Raw genomic sequence first — 18,768 nt, 5'->3', positions numbered from 1 at the left:
GCCCTTAGTTTGTCATATTTCTTTGACAAAATAGGGGTTGAAAACAGTCATTGAATAGAGTTTGGGTTGCAGAACCATCTGGTCGCAACCAATAGTAATAACGGGGGTATTTATGGCGAATGTCAAAAGACGAACGTCCCAGACGTTGAAGCGTAGTCGTTTGCTGGCCACATCCGCTCTTGCAATTTCACTTTTCATCTCTTTACCTGCACACTCTCAAACCGTTGTCATTGGCGGGCCCGGCGGTGCTTCCGTCCAGGTTAACATGGGCGCTGTCTACCCGCAGCAGCAGCCCCCCTACCAATCGGCCCCCTCTCCCGCAAGCACACCACTTCAGGACTATTCCAAGAGCAGCCGGATTGTCGATGGCGACGAAGTCATTCAATTGGTTCCGCCAGGAAGCCGGCCCAAAAGGAAACCAGCGGTAAAAGCGCCGCCTCGTAAAAAACAAATCGCCAAAAAAGTTGAAACGGTTGAAAAAAAGCCTGAACCAACCGAAAAACCGGTGGTTCAGATGAAGAAGCTGCCTGAGAAAAAAGAAGAAACTGTTGCAGAAAAGCCAACAAAAATTACCGAACAAACAGTAACAGCCCCGAAACAAACAACAGCAAAAACCGAAGCAGAGATACCAGCGGTTAAGAAGCCTTCAAATCAGGCGGCAACGGCGGCGGAAACAACGGACGTCGCTGCAAAACCCGCACAGGAAGCCCCCTCTAAGAAAAGCAGCTCGCCAAATTCGACTGACACGGCTTCAAGCAAGGAGACCACGACCGCAAAAACAACTCCAGAGCAAAAGGTTGTAGAAGCACCTTCGGTTAAAGACGACCAGAAGGACATGCAGGTTGCCGCGATCGAGCCACAAAAATCAGTAGACCCGATCACCAAGAAGGCCGTACCTGAAACGCAGACGCCGCCTGCGAATTCGGCAGAACTGAAACAAATCTTCTTTTCGCCGGATACATCAACCCTTCCAAGTTCAGCAGAGGCAGATCTGAAAAAACTGGCGGAGCAAATTGCATCCTCTGAAGACCGGGTTCAACTGCTTTCCTTCGCTGACGCTGGCAGTAACAGTGCTGCCCGCCGTTTATCCCTTGGGCGTGCTTTGGTTGTCCGCTCCAAACTCATGAAACTGGGCGTCCCAAATAATCGGATTGAGGTGAGGGCTCTTGGTAAACCAACAGATGGATCCGCCCCTGATCGGGTCGACCTTATAGTGATAGCGCGGTAATCATGACAACACTTCCAGGATTAAATACGTCAGGAGACGTGAGAACACCGAAGATAAACAAGCCCCGTCGCCACCTCATTCGCATGCTGATTTTCATCGCGATTGTGGTCGGGATCTCTGTCTTCCTGTTTGGACCCGCAGAAAAAGCCTTTTACGCCAATCCTTATTTGAACGGCCTTATCTTTGCTGTTCTGTTCTTTGGTATCGGCTTTATTTTTCGTCAGGTCTTTATGCTCAACCGGGAAATTAACTGGTCTGAAAGCCTGAAGAAAACAGAGGGTGGGATATCTCTTCAGTCATCCCCTGTTTTACTATCCCCGCTTGCGACCATTATTCGGGAAAACAACGGTCCGTTACGCTTGACCGCGGTTACCATGAACACCTTGCTGGACAGCGTCAGCGTCCGCCTTGAGGAAGGCCGAGATATCTCCAGATACATGATCAATGTATTGATTTTTCTGGGACTGCTCGGTACATTTTGGGGTCTTCTGGAAACGGTCTCCTCTGTAGGAGCCGCAATATCCACTTTGAATGTGGGTGACGGAGATTTTACAGCGATCTTTGATGAGTTGAAAAAGGGACTGGAACGACCTCTCGATGGGATGGCGATTGCTTTTTCATCTTCATTGTTCGGTTTGTCAGGGTCTTTGGTACTGGGTTTTCTGGACATGCAGGCCGGACAGGCACAAAACCGGTTCTATACCGATCTGGAAGAATGGCTGACATCAATCACCCGCTTTTCCTCTGCTGGCCCCGCCGGCATTTCTGACGGAGACCAAAGTGTCCCGGCCTATGTCAGTGCTTTGCTGGAACAAACAGCAGAAAGTCTGGATAGTCTGCAACGGACTTTAGCCCGAAATGAAGAGCGACGTCATTCTGGCGAGAATGCGATGAATTCTGTCAGCGAGAAACTTGCGGCGCTAACGGATCAGATGCGGGCCGAGCAGGACCTTATGGTCAAACTGGTCGAAGGGCAGATGGAATTAAAACCTGTCTTGCAAAGGATGGCTCAAGTTCAGGAACAGGGCGGTTTGGATCAGGCTAGCCGGAATCATTTACGCAACCTTGATGTATATATGGCCCGCCTTCTTGAAGATATCGCAGATGGGCGAAACCAGATAACACAAGAAATTCGCAGCGATATTAAACTTCTGACGCGAACCATCGCCGCTATTGCCGAAGAAGACCGGCGCAGTTGAGTATCCTTGAGAGGTAGATGATGGCACGCAGACGCAATGGACAACGCGCCAATTACGAAATCTGGCCAGGTTTCGTGGATGCTCTGACGACTCTTCTGCTTGTGATAATTTTCCTGCTGGTCGTTTTTGTTCTGGCACAGTTCTTTTTATCACAGGCGCTTTCTGGCCGTGACGCCGCGCTTGAACAGCTTAATCAACAAGTGAACGAGCTGGCGGACTTATTGGCATTGGAACGACAATCAAACGCTGACCTTCAACGTGATCTGACCAACATCAATATTACGCTTTCCAAATCCAATCAGGAGCGGGATGCGGCCATCATTCGGTTGGACACCGTGACAGCTCGCGCCCTTGACGCCGAAAACAAACGCGACGAGCTAACGTTATTACTTAGTAAGCAGGAAACCAAAACCAAGGAAACAGAGGAGGCCCTGGAAGCGGCGGAAACAAGAATTAAGGCCGAAAAAGAAACGGTCGCCGCAAACCTCAAGGAAATTGAAAGCCTGAAACGGGATATCGACGCACTGAAGGCCGTTCGAAAAGAACTTGAAGACAGTGTTAGCAAACTGGCCGGCAAACTTTCTGACAAGGAAATTGAAATCGGCGAGCTGCGCGATAGAAGCAAGGAGCTTGAAGCAAGCCTGAACGATGAACAAGAGCGGACTGTTCTTGCGCAAAAAGATATTGAAGAGCGTGAAATCCGACTTGCAGAATTACAAACCCTCTATCTTCAAACACAGGATGCGCTAAGCGAAGAAGAAAAAATATCGATCGAGGCCAAGGCTCAGGTGGAGCTTCTCAATGCACAGCTTAATGCTCTGAGAGAGCAGCTTGCTAAAATTGAAACGGCGTTAGAGGTATCAGAAGCAAAGGATAAAGAACAAAAAGCACAGATTGCGGATCTTGGAAAACGGCTTAATCTTGCGCTTGCCCAAAAAGTTCAGGAACTCCAGCAATATCGCTCCAATTTCTTTGGTGAACTGCGCAAAGTGTTGAAAAATCGCCCCGGCATTAGCGTGGTTGGCGACAGGTTCGTCTTTCAGTCCGAGGTCTTATTTGGTCTGGGAGAGGCTGAACTGGGGGCACAGGGGCGCGAAAGCATGGCAACCTTTGCCCGAACACTTTTGGAAATTGCGAAATCCATCCCCGATGAAATTGATTGGGTCCTCCGCGTAGACGGTCATACGGATCGCCAACCCATCAAAACTGCTCGATTTCCGTCAAACTGGGAATTGTCCATCGCTCGGGCTTTGTCAGTGACGAAATATCTCATCGCCCGCGGTGTTCCGCCAGAACGGCTGGCACCCACCGGGTTTGGTGAGTTCCAACCTCTCGATCCTCGTGACGATGAAATTGCCTTTTTAAGAAACCGGCGGATCGAACTGAAACTGACGGAACGCTAGGCCTCTTACTCTGCGAGCCGGACAGCGCGGCCCTCAGACAACCGGTCAATTTCTTCTTTCGAATATCCGAGCTCTTCAAGCAAGGACGCCGTATGCTCCCCAAGTTCAGGGGCAAGGTCCATACCATCAAATGGCGCTTGCTCGAACTGTGCGGGCGGCCGCGCCTGATTAATTTTTCCATAGCCTGGAACGTTAAAAGTATGAATGGACCCATTGGTCTGTATTTGCGGATGATCTTTTAATTCATCGCGTTTAAGGATCGGCGCACAGGGCACATCCTCGGCATCCAGGCGCGCAAGGATTTCCTCGCTCGTCCATTTGGCGATCTCTTCGGCAACAATCTGCTTTCTGATTTCCGCATGATTAAACCGCTCGATTGCGTTGATAAAGCGGGGATCTTCAATCAATTCGCTCCGGCCAAACGCCCGGCACATCCCGGCCCATTCACTATCGGCAATTGACACCGCGGTTACATGACCATCCTTCGTTGCAAAGATAGGCTCAACCGCGCTCATACTTTTAGAGCTGTCTACTTCATACTCATCATATGTTAGCCCTGTCATCCCCTCAGGCCAGAAGAAAGAAAGCATGCTATCCAGCATAGAGATTTTCACATGCTGACCTTCTCCTGTTTTCTCCCGTGAATAGAGAGCCGAAGAAATAGCCTGAGATGTTGTAAGGGACGTAATTTTATCTGCGATAATCAATTTGAAAAGATGTGGCTCGCCCGTTTTATGATCGCCTTGAATATCTGCCGCCCCAGACAAGGCCTGAATAACCGGATCGTATACGCGTTTTTGAGCATAGGGTCCTTCTTCACCAAATCCACTGATCGAGACAAAGATAAGCGACTTGTTTTTCTCCCGCACTTTTTCTGCAGAAAAACCCATTTTTTCAATTGCACCGGGACGGAAATTTTGAATTAAGACGTCGGCAGTTTCGATCAGACGCCACAGAACTTCTTTCCCCTGTTCAGATTTCAGGTTCAATGAAATCGATTTTTTACCCCGATTACAGGAAAAGAACATCGGATTGACACCGAAATGCGACGACCGAACATGGCGCATCTGCTCTCCATGCAAAGGCTCCACCTTGATCACGTCGGCCCCTTGATCGGCCAAAATAGTTGCTGCGACAGGGCCTGAAACCATGGTCGTGAGATCTAAAACTCGAATACCTTTTAACAATTCCACGGGATACTCCTTTATTATTGTTATCTTCCGTGACAGGAGATGAATTTGCGCCCCTCAATTATTGTATAGCCTAAACCGTCATCGCGTCTCGACCAATATCAAACTGCAAACGGGCCAATTTTGCGTAAAGTCCGTCTTCTCTCATCAACTCTTCATGAGTGCCTTGCGTGATAACGCGTCCGTTCTCCAAAACGACGATCCGGTCGGCGTTCAAAACCGTTGCCAGACGGTGCGCAATGACCAAGGTTGTGCGGTCTTTCATCAGATTCTCCAACGCCAGCTGCACCAACCTTTCACTTTCAGCGTCCAGTGCAGATGTGGCCTCGTCCAACAAAAGAATTTCCGGATCTCGCAAAATAGCCCGTGCAATGGCGATCCGTTGTTTCTGTCCGCCAGAAAGTGTTATGCCGCGTTCTCCGAATTCCGTTTGAAATTTTTCAGGAAGCGCATCAATGAAATCACAGGCTGCGGCTTCTGCCGCGGCATATACTTCCTCGTCGGAGGCATCTGGACGGCCATACCGAATATTATTCATTGCCGTATCCGCAAAAATTACAGGGTCCTGTGGCACCAGACCTGTCAGCGATCGGATCGCCTTCGGGTCTGCCTGTGTGATATCTGTACCGTTCACCAGAAGGCGTCCGGACTGCGGATCATAAAACCTCAACAACAACTGAAAGACAGTTGTTTTACCCGCCCCGCTTGGTCCGACAATGGCGACGGTTTCCCCCGGTTCGATTTTTAAAGAAAAATCGTTCAGCGCAGCCGTATCTTTTCGAGACGGGTAATGAAACTGGACATGCTCAAACTCGATCCCTTCTGTAAGCTCCTGAGCGACCGGCACAGGGTTATCAGGCGCCTTTACTTCAACGTCCTGCGTGAGCAGCTCCAGCAGGCGCTCAGAGGCACCCGCTGCCCGTTGAAGTTCACCCCAGACTTCACTGAGCGATCCCAAAGAACCGGCGACGACAATGGCGTAAAAAACAAAAGACCCTAACGTACCGGGAGACATGGCACCATTGACCACATCTTTCGCCCCGATCCATAGAACAAGATCAATTGCGCCAAACACCAGCAGGATAACAAGCCCCGTCAACCAGGCCCGCGCCCGAATTCGTTTAATCGCGATCCGGAAGCTGAATTCCACATCTTCCTTAAACATCTGCCGATCGACATCTTCGTGGGTATAGGCCTGAGATGTCTGGATAGATCGCAAGGTTTCATCTGCACGGGCACTGACGCGTGCAATACCATCCTGATTATCGCGGCTTAGCTTCCGAACCTGACGCCCAAAAACAATAATCGGCACAACGATACAAGGAACCACCAGCAGGACCATCCCCGCCAGCTTTGGACTGGTGTAAACGAGAAGCGCCAAGCCCCCCACAAAAGACAAAAGGTTTCGAAGTGCAACAGATACAGAAGACCCAATGACTGTTTGAATGAGTGTTGTATCCGTGGTCAGGCGGGAGAGGACCTCACCGGTTCGGGTCATTTCAAAAAATGCCGGGCTGAGTTTCAGGATATGACTGAATACAGCCGTCCGAATATCCGAGATCACCCGCTCTCCAATCCAGGAGACCAGATAATATCGTGCAAAAGAAGCAATCGCCAGCAAGGCGACAACGGCCATCAAGCCTATGAAATACTGATCCAGATTGTCAGAGCCAGCTGAAAATCCATTATCCAACAACAAGCGGATCGCCTGCCCGATTAAAAGAAGGGCCGCGGATGCAAAGACCAACGCAATCATCGCACCGATGAACTGTTTCGAGTATGGGAAGACGAATCGGCCAAGTTTCCATAGCCGGTTCATAACCAGGCTAGACTTCACTTTTTCGGTGGATTGTGGATTTTCCAATTGCGGGGTATCTGTCACTCTATCACTTCCAAGCCGTGCTTTTCAGCCTTTGGATTTAAACTTAGCAGTTTTTTTTGCAAGAAAATTCTGAAAAACGCATATCTTTGCTTGCCAGACTACCGAACCTTTTATATAAGGCCGGCTTAGTGAATTCCAGCATCCCCGTGAGGGTAGAGGCGATATGAAAAAAGATATACACCCAGACTACCACACCATCACAGTCGAAATGACAGATGGTACAACTTACGAAACCCGTTCTACATACGGTTCTGAAGGTGATGTACTGAAATTGGACATTGATCCAACATCACACGCCGCATGGACGGGTGGTCAGCAACGCCTTCGTGAAGATGGCCGTGTTGCAAAATTCAACAAGCGTTTCTCTGGTTTCGGTCTTAAATAAGATCAAACCAAGACACCTGCACGAAAATGGCGCCTTAACCGGCGCCTTTTTTATTGGGTCTTAGAGAGCCCGCGTCACGAGTCTCGAAAACTTGCAATGGCCTGCTTATCCAGTCTGTCAATTCGACGGTAAAGGGCTTCACTTCTTTCGAGCAATGAAATCAGGCCCGCTGGCAGAAGGTCCAGCTCTTCCTCATCGGCGTCAGGAAGACAGGTTGCCTGATATTGTAAGTGACACTCATCTGCCTGTGCTTCTTCAGGTGAGATTTCTCCTTCCAGAACCGCCCTTTGAAACATCAGCCAAGACATCGTTTCGGTCAAACGTGTGGTCAAGCGGAGTGATTCTGTTGCATAGCGGAAGTTTCCCTCGCTCGACAAGTCTCTGACGGCGATGCGTCCCGGGCCCAGCAGGTATTCACGCGCCTCCATAACCAAGCGAAGTGCCTCATCATAGGTGCGTGAAAAGAAAATGGTGCCCGCAGCTTGAGGTACGCGTGTTTGTTGCTCGCCAGGTCCCATGGTTATCCTTCCGCCTTTTCCAATCATCAGTTTAGGACATTATTCGTTAATTTTCTCTATTTTGTCCTCTTGAATGAGAAAATCTTCCTTCCTACATATTAGACATCAGGCGCCGGTATCGGGTCTGATCGTAAAACAGGGCTTCGCCGATCGTCGGGAGGTCCACGCACATATTGCTCTGAAGGAGGATAGATAATGCGTCATTTTGATTTTACACCCCTCATGCGTTCAACTATCGGATATGACCGGATTGGGCAACTTTTTGAAGGGTTGGAGCAAGCATCAACTGCTGACAAGTTCCCCCCTTATAACATCGTGAAGAAAGATCCGGATCATTACAGGATCACGATGGCTGTCGCCGGTTTCTCTGAAGACGAAATCGAGATCACAGCGACACAGAATTCTCTCAAAATCACGGGTAAATCAGTCGTGGAAGAAGAAGATGGTGTCGAGTATCTTCACAAAGGAATCGCTGGACGGGCGTTTACCCAGACCTTTGAGTTAGCGGACACTGTAAAAGTGGCCGGTGCCTCAATGAATAATGGGCTCCTGCATATCGAGCTGCATAGAGAAATACCAGAAGCTCTCAAGCCTCGGTCGATCAAAATCGAAAAGCAGAAAATGCTTGAAGGTAAAAAAGCAGCCTAAAGAATGGACTGGCGCGGATTATTCCGCGCCAGTGTCCAACTGGTATTGAAGATCAATTGACCGAACAATAGCCCGTATTTCGTCGGGAACTTGTATGGTCTTATGGCTTTTCTGATCTGTGAGCACCCATATGATTTCTCCATTTGCATAGCGCATGTCGCCATTTTTCTCGAAAATTTCCAGAATAAAAGTGATCGAACTATTGCCAATTTTTTCGGTCCGACACCCCACTTGAATTTCAGCATCAAATTCAATGGGCCGCTCATAATTGACCAGTGACTTTACAAGATGAAAATCCGCGCCTGACTGTTTAACAAACTCTGAGTAGTTAAAATCCGGGCGCCGCAGGTATTCTGTAATCGCTGTGTCAAAATATGTCAGATAGTGGGCGTTGAAAACAATCCCCTGACCGTCAATTTCAGAATATCGAACTCTGAAGTCGAAGAAAAAGCCAAAATCTTCTCGTGCCATTTTTTTCTTTCTTATAGTTTTGTTTTCCAGTCCGGCTGCTCGATACCAAAAACAGATCTAATTTTCTGGCAATTCAAGACAGAATTGGATGGTCGCCTTGCAGGCGTGGGATATTCTGTTGTCGGAATGGGATGAATAACCAGTTGTCTATTGTCTTTCAGGATTTCACAGGCAAATTCATACCAGCTAACGGACGGCGTGCCTGTATAATGATAAACGCCCCATTCATTGAACCCGGTTTCTATCGCTTTTTGTGCCATCATTAATAATGCTGCTGCAATATCAATCGCGGATGTGGGGCCGCCAAATTGATCATTAACCACTGAAATCTCTGGTCGTTCAGCACCCAACCTCTGCATTGTTTTTACAAAATTATTCTGACCACCGAACACCCAGGCTGTCCGCAGGATAAGATGCTTCTTCCACGCCAACTTTATCTGATTTTCTCCGGCCAGCTTACTCCGCCCATAAATACTAATTGGCTGACACGGGTCCGTCTCAAGATAAGCCCCTTCTTTTTGCCCATCAAAAACAAAATCCGTAGAAATATGCAACAGCGGAATGTCTCTTTGAGCACAGCACAAAGCGAGCAGCTCCGGCCCATCCCGATTAATCACAAAAGCAGTTTCGACATCGTCTTCCGCCCGATCAACCGCTGTATAGGCCGCGGCATTTATAACAACGTCCGGTTCGGTCTGAATCAGCCTGTGCTGAATATGATCGGAATTGGAAATGTCCAGTTCAGATCGATCATACCCAAAAATCTGGATATCCGGAATGGCTTCAGCTGCCTTTATGAGCGCCGTTCCTACCTGACCATTTTTCCCCGTCACAAGAACCTTCACGCGGATTTACCTTCCAGTCCACGGCGGTCTTTTTCCACACCACCACCGACGCTTCGAACCCAGTCCAGATTATCAAGATACCAGGACACTGTTTTCTCCAGTCCCTCATCCAATGAAACCGATTGCGACCAGCCAAGCTCTCGCTCGATCTTGGAACAATCCACAGCATAGCGCGCATCATGACCCGGCCGATCCGTCACAAATTTGATTAGATTCTCACGGGGGGTATCCGTTGGGATTTTTTGATCCAGTATCTGGCAGATTTTCCGGACCATCATAATATTGGTCTGCTCAGCACGACCACCGACCATATAGGTCTCCCCAACAGAACCCTTTTCCACAACAAGTTGTAACGCACTTGAATGATCATGGACATATAGCCAGTCCCGGATATTCTCACCATTTCCATAAACTGGGATCTCACGCCCTTCCAGCGCATTTAGAATAACAACAGGCAATAGTTTTTCAGGGAACTGGTACGGACCATAGTTATTCGAACAATTTGTCACCAAAACCGGTAGGCCATAGGTTCTCTGCCACGCACGCGCCAAATGATCTGACCCGGCCTTACTGGAGGAATAAGGAGAACTGGGTTCATAGGGACTGGTTTCAGAGAACAACCCTTCAGGCCCTAATTCACCATACACCTCATCTGTGGAAACATGCAGAAAACGAAAGGCCTCTTTTTCCGGGCCTGTCAATTCACGCCAATATTCGAGCGCCGACTGAAGCATAACGAAAGTGCCAACGAGATTGGTCTGAATAAAGTCTGCAGGACCATCAATGGACCTGTCTACATGACTTTCAGCGGCCAGATGATAGACAGTTCTTGGTTGGTATTTCTGAAACAGTGCTGCGATTGCTGGACTGTCGCAAATATCGGTCTTTTCAAACACATGATTATTAGAGCCCGAAATCTCAGTCAAATTTTCCAGACTCCCAGCGTAAGTCAGCTTATCGATTGTGACCACCAGTTCCTTTTCCTGAGAGACAAGATCACGTACAAGAGCAGACCCAATAAATCCCGCACCACCTGTTACAAAAATAGTCATCTAAAATCTCCGTAGTCAAAAAGCTTGTCCTGATCAGCCAAACGCGGCAGGATTTTATCCTTTTCAGACAATATCGGTGCAACCGCGCCCAATCGCCAGTCAACGGCAATCTCAGGATCATTATAAAGAATGCCAGCTTCATCCTCCGGGCTGTAGTCTCCTGTTACTTTATACAAAAACTCGACGTTATCGCTCAAGGTGCAGTATCCATGAGCAAATCCGGGCGGCACCCACAGCTGTGCCCAGTTTTCAGCAGAAAGCTCAACGGCGACATGCTTGGCAAATGTGGGGGAGCCTTTTCGAATATCAACAGCAACATCGAGCGCCACCCCGCGGGTCACGCGCACCAACTTGCCTTGTGCATTGGGGGCAGTTTGATAATGCAATCCCCGTATGGTTCCTTTTTCAGCACTAAAAGCATGATTATCCTGAACAAACGAAACATCTAGCCCCGCTTCTTTCATACGTTTCGCATTCCAGACTTCTGAGAAAAAACCACGGTCATCCCCAAAACGCTTAGGCCGGATTATTTTGACGTCCGGTATGGCGGTTTCTTCAATATCAATCATTCCCAATTCTTTCCATCAAACAAGAAGCTGTGGCTTACGTTTGTGCCACGGCATCGCAACCTCCAACTGCCGCGCAAGACTATATAACAATCGTTCATTACCATACGCGGCCGCGAATTGGACGCCAACAGGCATTTTGTCATTGGTTTCAAACAAAGGGAGCGTCATCGCAGGTTGTCCTGTCTGATTAAAAAGTTGCGTATTCGGCGTAGCAGAAAGAGCCTCCTCCGCCAGAGCGTCCAATGCCTGATTAAGCAGGCTTCTCAAAGGCAGCGCCGCAAGAATACTCATCGAAAAAGCATCTTTTCCAGACGGGTATAACGCGCCGATTTCCGCCGCAGGGCGGGCTGTTGTCGCTGTCAAAAAGACATCATATTTTTTGTGGAATTCACCCATCAGTCGGGCGGCTGAATGACCGGCATGAATGGCTTTGGTCAGTTCAAATCCAGAATTTTTCTGGCCCACAAGCCCCATGACCCAACTGGTCAGCTCAAAATCACCTTTTTCAGCTTTTTTCCCGGCTTTTTTTGCACTTTCTGCAATTTCCCATGCCACCCAGGCACAGACAATCTGTAAATAGGATTTAGCCAGCAAATGACGATCGAATTCGGGCCTGTCCTGAATAACCGTATGGCCGAGATCTTCCAACAACTTCACGGTTTTTTCAACGGCACTCACACATTCCGGATGCGCCTCAGCGCCATATAACGCGTCTGTTGTATAAGCAATTTTAAGCGGCCGGCACGTGGCCTCGGCCGCCGACAGGAACGAACCTGTTCCTGCTTCTATTCCATATGGCAGACCGTCGTCCGGACCTGCAAGGCAGTCCAGCATCGCCGCACTGTCGCGAACGGACCGGGTTAAAACATGCTCTCGCGCCAATCCTCCCCACGCCTCGCCTATCTCAGGACCAATTGGATTCCGGCCCCGGCTGGGAAGCAGCCCCACAAGACCGCAATAAGAGGACGGAATACGAATAGACCCCCCGCCATCCCCACCATGTGCCATAGGGACCAGACGCCCGGCAACAGCCGCAGCAGAACCTCCACTTGAGCCGCCCGTACTTTTGTGCAGATCCCAAGGATTATGAGTGGCTCCAAAAAGACGCGGCTCTGTAATTCCCATAATACCAAATTCTGGTGTATTGGTTTTCCCGAAAATCAGCAGGCCTGCTTTTTTGAAACGTGTGACAAGTTCAGAGTCATGTTCAGCATTGATCGACTGAAGAATCTTGCAGCCTGCACTGGTTGGGGCCCCTGCATAACTGGAAATTAGATCCTTGATCAGGAAGGGTACACCGGCAAAAGGGGCAGAATAATCTTCAAAATTCCGGGCCTCGGCACGCGCACGCTCAAATAAAGGGTAAATAACCGCATTAAGATGCGGATTTAGCGCTTCGGTTTGCTTGATAGCAAGCTCTAATAACTCAATTGGCGCTATGTGCCGTTGCTGTACAAGTTCAGCAAGGCCGAGCGCGTCATATTCTGAATAGTGATCCATAACTGTCCCCCCACAAACAGTTATAGACTAAACTGATATTACGATCAGGTACAAATATGAACGCGCTCGCCTTAGCATCTTTACCGACTAATCGGTTTATATTTAATACGGTGCGGTTCAGTGGCCTGAGCCCCTAAGCGCCGACGTTTGTCTTCTTCATACGCTTCGAAATTACCTTCGAACCATTCCACATGGCTATCACCTTCATAGGCAAGAATATGAGTTGCAATGCGATCGAGGAACCAGCGATCATGGCTGATCACTACAGCACAGCCCGCAAATTCCAGAAGCGCCTCTTCAAGTGCCCGTAATGTATCAACGTCAAGATCGTTGGTTGGTTCGTCAAGCATGAGGAAATTAGCGCCTGATTTCAGCATTTTTGCCAAATTCACCCGGTTTCGTTCACCACCGGATAACTGGCCGACTTTTTTCTGCTGATCAGCGCCTTTGAAATTGAAACCAGATACATAGGCACGGCTGTTTATTTCACGTTTTCCAAGATAGATAATCTCATTGCCTTCAGAGATTTCTTCCCAGACATTCTTATTCGGGTCTAGCGTATCGCGGTCCTGATCCACATATCCGAGTTTCACTGTCGGGCCGACAGTGAACGAACCCGCATCCGGTTTTTCAGCGCCTGTCAGCAACTTAAACAACGTTGTTTTACCGGCACCGTTAGGGCCAATCACACCAACAATCGCACCCGGTGGCAATTTGAAGTTCAAATCTTCAATCAGCAAGCGATCTTCAAAGCCTTTACTGACCCCCTCAGCCTCAACAACCAGATCACCCAGACGCGGACCAGCCGGAATAGAGATCTGCATATTATCAGCGCGTTTTTCTGCTTCCTGTCCAAGCAATTCTTCGTAGGCGCTAATACGCGCTTTCGATTTGCTTTGACGACCTTTGGCCCCTTGACGGATCCAGTCCAGCTCCTGTTTCAATGTCCGGCGACGGGCGTCTTCGGACTTACCTTCCTGCTCCAGACGTTTTTCTTTTTGATCCAGCCAGCTTGAATAGTTGCCTTCCCAAGGAATGCCATGCCCGCGATCCAGCTCCAAAATCCAGCCTGCAACATTATCCAGAAAATACCGGTCATGGGTAACGGCAACAACTGTTCCCTTGTAATCGTGTAGAAAACGCTCCAGCCAGGCGACACTTTCCGCATCAAGATGGTTGGTAGGTTCGTCGAGAAGAAGCATATCAGGCTGGGACAAAAGAAGACGGCACAGCGCCACACGCCGACGCTCTCCCCCAGACAAGGTCGTCACATCAGCAGAACCCGCTGGACAACGCAGGGCATCCATTGCAATCTCAACCTGACGTTCCAGGTCCCAAAGGTCCTGTGCGTCAATGGCTTCCTGCAAATCACCTTGCTCGGCGATGAGTTCGTTCATTTCATCATCGGTCAGATCTTCAGCAAAACGGGCTGACACCTCATTAAAACGATCGAGAAGCGCCTTTTTCTCACCGACGCCATCCATCACATTACCAAGCACATCCTTGGTCGCATCAAGCTCAGGCTCCTGCGCCAGATAGCCGACTTTCACGCCCTCTGCTGCCCACGCCTCGCCGGTGAATTCTGTTTCGATACCCGCCATAATTTTCAGGAGAGTAGATTTACCCGCGCCGTTCAAACCTAGAACGCCAATTTTGGCGCCAGGAAAGAAGCTTAAACGAATATCCTTAAGAACCTGCTTGCCGCCAGGATAAGTTTTCGACAAGCCGTTCATTACGTATATATACTGGTAGGAAGCCATGGAATTAATGCTCCGAAATTCGGTAAAAATCTATTGCAGTTGTTGTATCCAATCAGCAATGATTTAGCAATCCGAAGCTCCCTTTTCAGCGGTATTTTTCGTGAATTCGGTTATATGTCCCGTCAGCCATTATTTCGGCAAGGCCTTTATTAAATTGCCTGACAAGTTTTTCAGACTCTGGCCACTTCCGGCTTAAGCAAAGATGATATTGCAATTTCCGCAAATCGAAAAACCCAATGCGATCTGCATAACCATCTTTCTTCGCCTGATATTCCATGAATTCGCGCGTCGTATAAAAAAGATCGTAAGACCGTTCCAGCAGCAGGCTGATAGCATGATTATCTGTATTGGTTGTTTCATACTCCATGCCAGCCCGTTTCAACTCGGCTTCTGACGAGTAGCCGGACACAACAAGGACTTTCAATCCGGTAGCATCCTCTAGGGACTCAAGAGGTTTTCCCTCATAGCGATCAGTATGAACAAAGGAATGTGTGCTGGTACTGATAGGATCAGTGAAATAGAAATGGCGCTCCCGCTTCTTTTGATAGGCACAGGAAACTGCCCCCGCGACCTGCCCGTCTTCCGCAAGCAGCATAATTCTTTTCCACGGCATGAAGGCGACATCAGCATCAACACCGGAACGCGCAAATGCCTCGATGATCACTTCAACGTCAAAACCTCGCAATCCATCTTTTCCGGGTTTCTCAATCTCGTATGGCGGATAGTTGACAGCATATAGAACCAGCTGTTCGGCTGAAGCAGGTTTTGCTCCTCCTCCCAACACAAAAAAAATACTCACGATGTACAACACTAATTGAACAGTTTTATACATGGGCCATTCCGTTTGTAGATTTATCATAAACCCCTACTACAACTGCTTCATCCCTTGCCCTTCAACAAGGTGCATAATTTTACCTGACACTCATATAACGAGAACGAGCACATATTCATGGTAGCGCTATTTTTTTCAATAACAACACCAGTATTTTAAATCTAAAAGAAAATCCTACGATGCGGGAAAGAGGTCGGGCGGGAAGAAACCACTTTTAATTGCATATATGACTGCACTCACAGTAACCACAGACAATATTGTGTTGATCAGAATACTTGCAGATGCCCGCTCAATCCACACGCCGTATTGTTGCGCGAGAACAAAAACATTTGTCGCCGTGGGAAGCGCTGCCAGCAGGACCGCCGTATAAACCCAGATAGGATCAAAATCACCAACCCAGCTTAAAAAGACATACATCAAAATCGGGTGCAGGATAAGATTTCCAGGTACGATATAGGTCAGTTCAACGGGCAAGCGTTTCAGCGGACGCAACGCCAGGCTAACACCCATCGCAAACAAGGCGCAGGGCGCTGCGGCTTGGGCGAGATAGTCAACCAAGCCTTCAACCGGGCGCGGCAAAGAAAGATCAATAAGCGCCGCAGAAACACCGAGAAAGGTCGCAATTATAAACGGGTGAAGCAGTATTTTCCGGAGAATACCGGCAATCAATTGGATCACATTCTGCTTTTGCGTGCTGGCAACCGCCATCATCGTCGGCGCGACAATAAAATGCATCATATTTTCAAAACAAAAAATCAATGCAACCGGGACAGCCGCCTTCTCCCCAAAAGAGAGAATGGCAATAGCAGGTCCCATATAACCGATATTGCCATAAGCAGAGGCAAGCCCCTGAATAGTTGCCTCAGCGACCTTGGCGCGCAAAACCAGAAACGCGATAAAAAAAACAACAAGGAACACGAAAAAAGTAACGGACAGGTTTGCCAGAATAAAATCCCAACTCGCCAGCTGCTCTACAGGAGTTTTAGAAAGTAACTTAAAAAATAAAGCCGGAAGGGACACATAGATAATAAAGGTATTGAGCCATCCTAGCGCATGCTCCTTCTGTTTGGTTATCCGGGCGGTCAGATATCCGAGAAAAATAAGACCGAAAAGCGGTAAAATCAAACTGGCTATTTCGGTCATAAATCGGCTTTCTACAGGTCAGGTCCATCGACTGAATTGAAACCGACGAAAAAGAAGTCGCTCGGATGTACCGCTGGATCAACCCTTTTTGGTCTTTGGAAAACAGTCTTGTGCAGTAATGCTGATTAACGTGATAAAAACCAGTGGGACCAATGTCAATGCCGGAATGATAATTGCAGGATACCCAAAGACATATATGGCCAGCAACCAGGCCATTCCAAAATTTAATATGAAACAAACTTTACAGGTAACTGTGCCATTAATAGCGTCGTTGACGAACCAGTTCAGCACTGGAACAAACTTCAATATTCGTATGATGAAATCCACAAATGTACCTCGCAAAAAAACCAACCAATTTGATTGCGATCATTTTAGGGATAAAAAGGTAGGCCTCAAGCCTTTGGAAAGCGACATAAAGTCACATACACTGCACTCAAAAGCACAGCAATTATGCCAAAAGCCAGAAAGCGCGGGCTACGCCGCCGCCTTCATCTTTCTTCTCCGAAGGAAAGCTAGCCCGGCAAGACCGGCAGCAAAGAGTGGAAGCCCGGCAGGAAGCGGAACCGTTGTCAAAGAGGACGCAGAATAATAAACAGAAATATGAGACAAGCCCTGCGCTTGACCGTGTTTATTGGTCAATACATTTGCTGTGTTCCATTTGCCTGAATTGAACGCCGTATCGATCAGGTACGCGGCAAACCGGTTTCCTGACTTCAAGGTAAGCATGACTGTCGTGTAACCTTTAAAATCAGCGATCGTCCAATCACCGGACGTACCGCCGTTTACTACACCCGACAACTGAAGTTTTCCGTCCCCCGCAGGTCCGTCGCTTTTGGCCGACAATATCCAGTCGTTGAAACCGAACGGATTAATCGTAGTGCCGATCTGATTACTATCATTTCCTGAATGAAATTCACACTGAGTAGACGTTGTCAAATCCGCCCCGGAAATACCATTAAAAATAGTAGCGCCCGGTGTACAGGTCGCCGCAGTAACGCTTTGCGCCGAGACAAGCCAAACAACTGCAGTTGAAATCACTGCAACAGCTTTAAAAATGTGTTTCATCGCTTCATTCCTTCAGAAAACAAAGTTTCCACTGGTAACTTTTATATTCCTGTCTGCCATCTCGTAGAAGCACTTTCTTGTAATTAACCATATTTTTGGGCGGTATTCGATCGATCTCACCCAAATGAATGATCAGTTTTTGGTTAATTTTTAACTAAATCGTCAGGCCCAACGATTTTCGTCAGGCCTGATTCGTATTGAAATATCTAAATTTCTATTTCACTGGCCATTGAATACAGGCATTTTCTTCTCGACAAATGCTTTCGCTGCGCCTTTATGGTCTTCCGTTTCAAAGCTACTCATCATATGAACAGCTTCCCAATCAAGAACCGTATTGAGATCAGAATGAAGCGCTTTGTTCAGGTTCTTCTTCATGAAACCTACTGCGACAGTCGGCAATGAGGCCAGTTCTTTTGCAAAGGCTTTCGCATCCCCTTCAAGCGCTTCCGCCGTTGAAATTCGATTGACCATTCCAAGGTCAAGCGCCTCGGCACCAGACAGAACCCGACCTGTAAAATAAAGCTCTCGCGCTTTCGCCGCGCCGACGAGGTTGGTCAGGAAATAAGATCCGCCAAAATCACCAGACAGGCCGACCTTTGAAAAGGCAGTCGTAATTTTTGCCGTATCGAGGGCAATTCGCAAGTCGCAAGCCATCGCAAGCGAGAAGCCAGCACCCGCGGCTGGTCCCGGGATAACGGCCAAAGTCGGTTTTGGCATTTCGTGTAAGAAGCGGCTGACTTCCATCCGCGCCCTGAGTTCGTCAACCTTTAGATTGAAGTCATATCCCGAACTGTCCGCATTATCGACATTGTCGGCAAAAGATTTTACATCTCCGCCCGAGCAAAAAGCTCCTTCAGCACCCGTCAGCACCAACGCTCGTACAGATTTATCCGCGGCCAGACGTGGCAAAGCCTCCAACATGTCTGTAATCATGCCGCGTGTAAACGCATTGCGGGCACTGGGCCGGTTCATCGTAAGGGTCGCCACACCGTCTTCAATTGTCTCAAGCAGATCCTGTGTCATTGTTTGTTCCTTTTTTTATATATTTCACAAGTACAGATTACGTTTCCAAACGAGT

At 48.4% G+C, this 18,768-nt stretch carries 18 protein-coding genes; 5 read left to right on the top strand and 13 right to left on the bottom strand.

Annotated elements, in window-relative coordinates:
• Positions 1–112 precede the first annotated feature (112 nt).
• Genes ACJAYR_RS03385 through ACJAYR_RS03375 form a run of 3 tightly spaced genes read left to right on the top strand, consistent with a single transcriptional unit; the run spans position 113 to position 3,830 of the window.
• A complete protein-coding gene (locus ACJAYR_RS03385) occupies positions 113–1,228 on the top strand; it encodes an OmpA family protein (RefSeq protein WP_415235289.1) in 1,116 nt (371 codons plus the stop codon).
• 2 nt (positions 1,229–1,230) lie between these two features.
• Complete coding sequence (locus ACJAYR_RS03380; RefSeq protein WP_415235288.1) at positions 1,231–2,427, top strand: flagellar motor protein MotA; 1,197 nt, start codon at positions 1,231–1,233, stop codon at positions 2,425–2,427.
• A 17-nt stretch (positions 2,428–2,444) separates the two neighbouring features.
• Complete coding sequence (locus ACJAYR_RS03375; RefSeq protein WP_415235287.1) at positions 2,445–3,830, top strand: peptidoglycan -binding protein; 1,386 nt, start codon at positions 2,445–2,447, stop codon at positions 3,828–3,830.
• Between the two features lie 5 nt (positions 3,831–3,835).
• On the opposite strand, the gene ACJAYR_RS03370 is transcribed toward ACJAYR_RS03375, so the two are convergent.
• Both ACJAYR_RS03370 and ACJAYR_RS03365 read right to left on the bottom strand, forming a co-directional pair.
• Positions 3,836–5,023 (bottom strand): CaiB/BaiF CoA transferase family protein, encoded by a 1,188-nt coding sequence (locus ACJAYR_RS03370; protein WP_415235286.1) that lies wholly within the window; start codon positions 5,021–5,023, stop codon positions 3,836–3,838.
• A gap of 70 nt (positions 5,024–5,093) precedes the next feature.
• A complete protein-coding gene (locus ACJAYR_RS03365; RefSeq protein WP_415235335.1) occupies positions 5,094–6,839 on the bottom strand; it encodes an ABC transporter transmembrane domain-containing protein in 1,746 nt (581 codons plus the stop codon).
• Positions 6,840–7,065: 226 nt separating this feature from the next.
• On the opposite strand from ACJAYR_RS03365, the gene rpmE reads away from it, so the two are divergent.
• Positions 7,066–7,287: a 50S ribosomal protein L31 gene (gene rpmE, locus ACJAYR_RS03360; protein ID WP_169542991.1), complete on the top strand. Its 222-nt coding sequence runs from the start codon at positions 7,066–7,068 to the stop codon at positions 7,285–7,287.
• Between the two features lie 74 nt (positions 7,288–7,361).
• Here the strand turns inward: rpmE and ACJAYR_RS03355 are convergent, their stop codons facing one another.
• On the bottom strand, positions 7,362–7,805 hold the full coding sequence (locus ACJAYR_RS03355) for a DUF1465 family protein (protein WP_415235285.1): 444 nt from the start codon (positions 7,803–7,805) through the stop codon (positions 7,362–7,364).
• Positions 7,806–8,000: 195 nt separating this feature from the next.
• Between ACJAYR_RS03355 and ACJAYR_RS03350 the strand changes: the two genes are divergently transcribed.
• Positions 8,001–8,453, top strand: coding sequence for an Hsp20 family protein (locus tag ACJAYR_RS03350; RefSeq protein ID WP_169542993.1), 453 nt, complete (start codon positions 8,001–8,003; stop codon positions 8,451–8,453).
• Positions 8,454–8,471: 18 nt separating this feature from the next.
• On the opposite strand, the gene ACJAYR_RS03345 is transcribed toward ACJAYR_RS03350, so the two are convergent.
• The 10 genes from ACJAYR_RS03345 to ACJAYR_RS03300 all read right to left on the bottom strand — a co-directional run bounded on the left by ACJAYR_RS03345 (position 8,472) and on the right by ACJAYR_RS03300 (position 18,713).
• Entirely contained in the window at positions 8,472–8,924 is a 453-nt protein-coding gene (locus ACJAYR_RS03345) for an acyl-CoA thioesterase (protein ID WP_415235284.1), read from the bottom strand.
• 11 nt (positions 8,925–8,935) lie between these two features.
• Positions 8,936–9,769, bottom strand: coding sequence for a dTDP-4-dehydrorhamnose reductase (gene rfbD, locus ACJAYR_RS03340; protein ID WP_415235283.1), 834 nt, complete (start codon positions 9,767–9,769; stop codon positions 8,936–8,938).
• Entirely contained in the window at positions 9,766–10,821 is a 1,056-nt protein-coding gene (gene rfbB / locus ACJAYR_RS03335; protein WP_415235282.1) for a dTDP-glucose 4,6-dehydratase, read from the bottom strand. Before rfbB ends, rfbD begins: the two co-directional genes overlap by 4 nt.
• Positions 10,818–11,390 carry a dTDP-4-dehydrorhamnose 3,5-epimerase gene (gene rfbC, locus ACJAYR_RS03330; RefSeq protein WP_415235281.1) on the bottom strand — a complete coding sequence of 191 codons (573 nt, stop codon included), beginning with the start codon at positions 11,388–11,390 and terminating at the stop codon, positions 10,818–10,820. The genes rfbB and rfbC overlap by 4 nt, the downstream gene beginning before the upstream one ends.
• 15 nt (positions 11,391–11,405) lie before the next feature.
• Positions 11,406–12,890, bottom strand: coding sequence for an amidase (locus ACJAYR_RS03325; protein ID WP_415235280.1), 1,485 nt, complete (start codon positions 12,888–12,890; stop codon positions 11,406–11,408).
• Between the two features lie 80 nt (positions 12,891–12,970).
• Complete coding sequence (gene ettA, locus ACJAYR_RS03320; protein ID WP_415235279.1) at positions 12,971–14,650, bottom strand: energy-dependent translational throttle protein EttA; 1,680 nt, start codon at positions 14,648–14,650, stop codon at positions 12,971–12,973.
• 85 nt (positions 14,651–14,735) lie between these two features.
• The gene (locus ACJAYR_RS03315; RefSeq protein WP_415235278.1) at positions 14,736–15,449 is read right to left on the bottom strand and encodes a substrate-binding periplasmic protein; all 714 of its coding nucleotides are present in this window, start codon (positions 15,447–15,449) and stop codon (positions 14,736–14,738) included.
• Between the two features lie 207 nt (positions 15,450–15,656).
• Positions 15,657–16,625 carry an AEC family transporter gene (locus tag ACJAYR_RS03310; protein ID WP_415235277.1) on the bottom strand — a complete coding sequence of 323 codons (969 nt, stop codon included), beginning with the start codon at positions 16,623–16,625 and terminating at the stop codon, positions 15,657–15,659.
• Positions 16,626–17,099: 474 nt separating this feature from the next.
• Complete coding sequence (locus tag ACJAYR_RS03305) at positions 17,100–17,690, bottom strand: VPLPA-CTERM sorting domain-containing protein (RefSeq protein WP_415235276.1); 591 nt, start codon at positions 17,688–17,690, stop codon at positions 17,100–17,102.
• 219 nt (positions 17,691–17,909) lie between these two features.
• A complete protein-coding gene (locus ACJAYR_RS03300; RefSeq protein ID WP_415235275.1) occupies positions 17,910–18,713 on the bottom strand; it encodes an enoyl-CoA hydratase in 804 nt (267 codons plus the stop codon).
• Positions 18,714–18,768: the final 55 nt, after the last annotated feature.

It is taken from the genome of Sneathiella sp. (genome assembly GCF_047631475.1).
Lineage (GTDB): Bacteria > Pseudomonadota > Alphaproteobacteria > Sneathiellales > Sneathiellaceae > Sneathiella.
The sequence above is the reverse complement of the archived record's forward strand: the minus strand, read 5'-3'. Positions and strand labels throughout refer to the sequence as shown.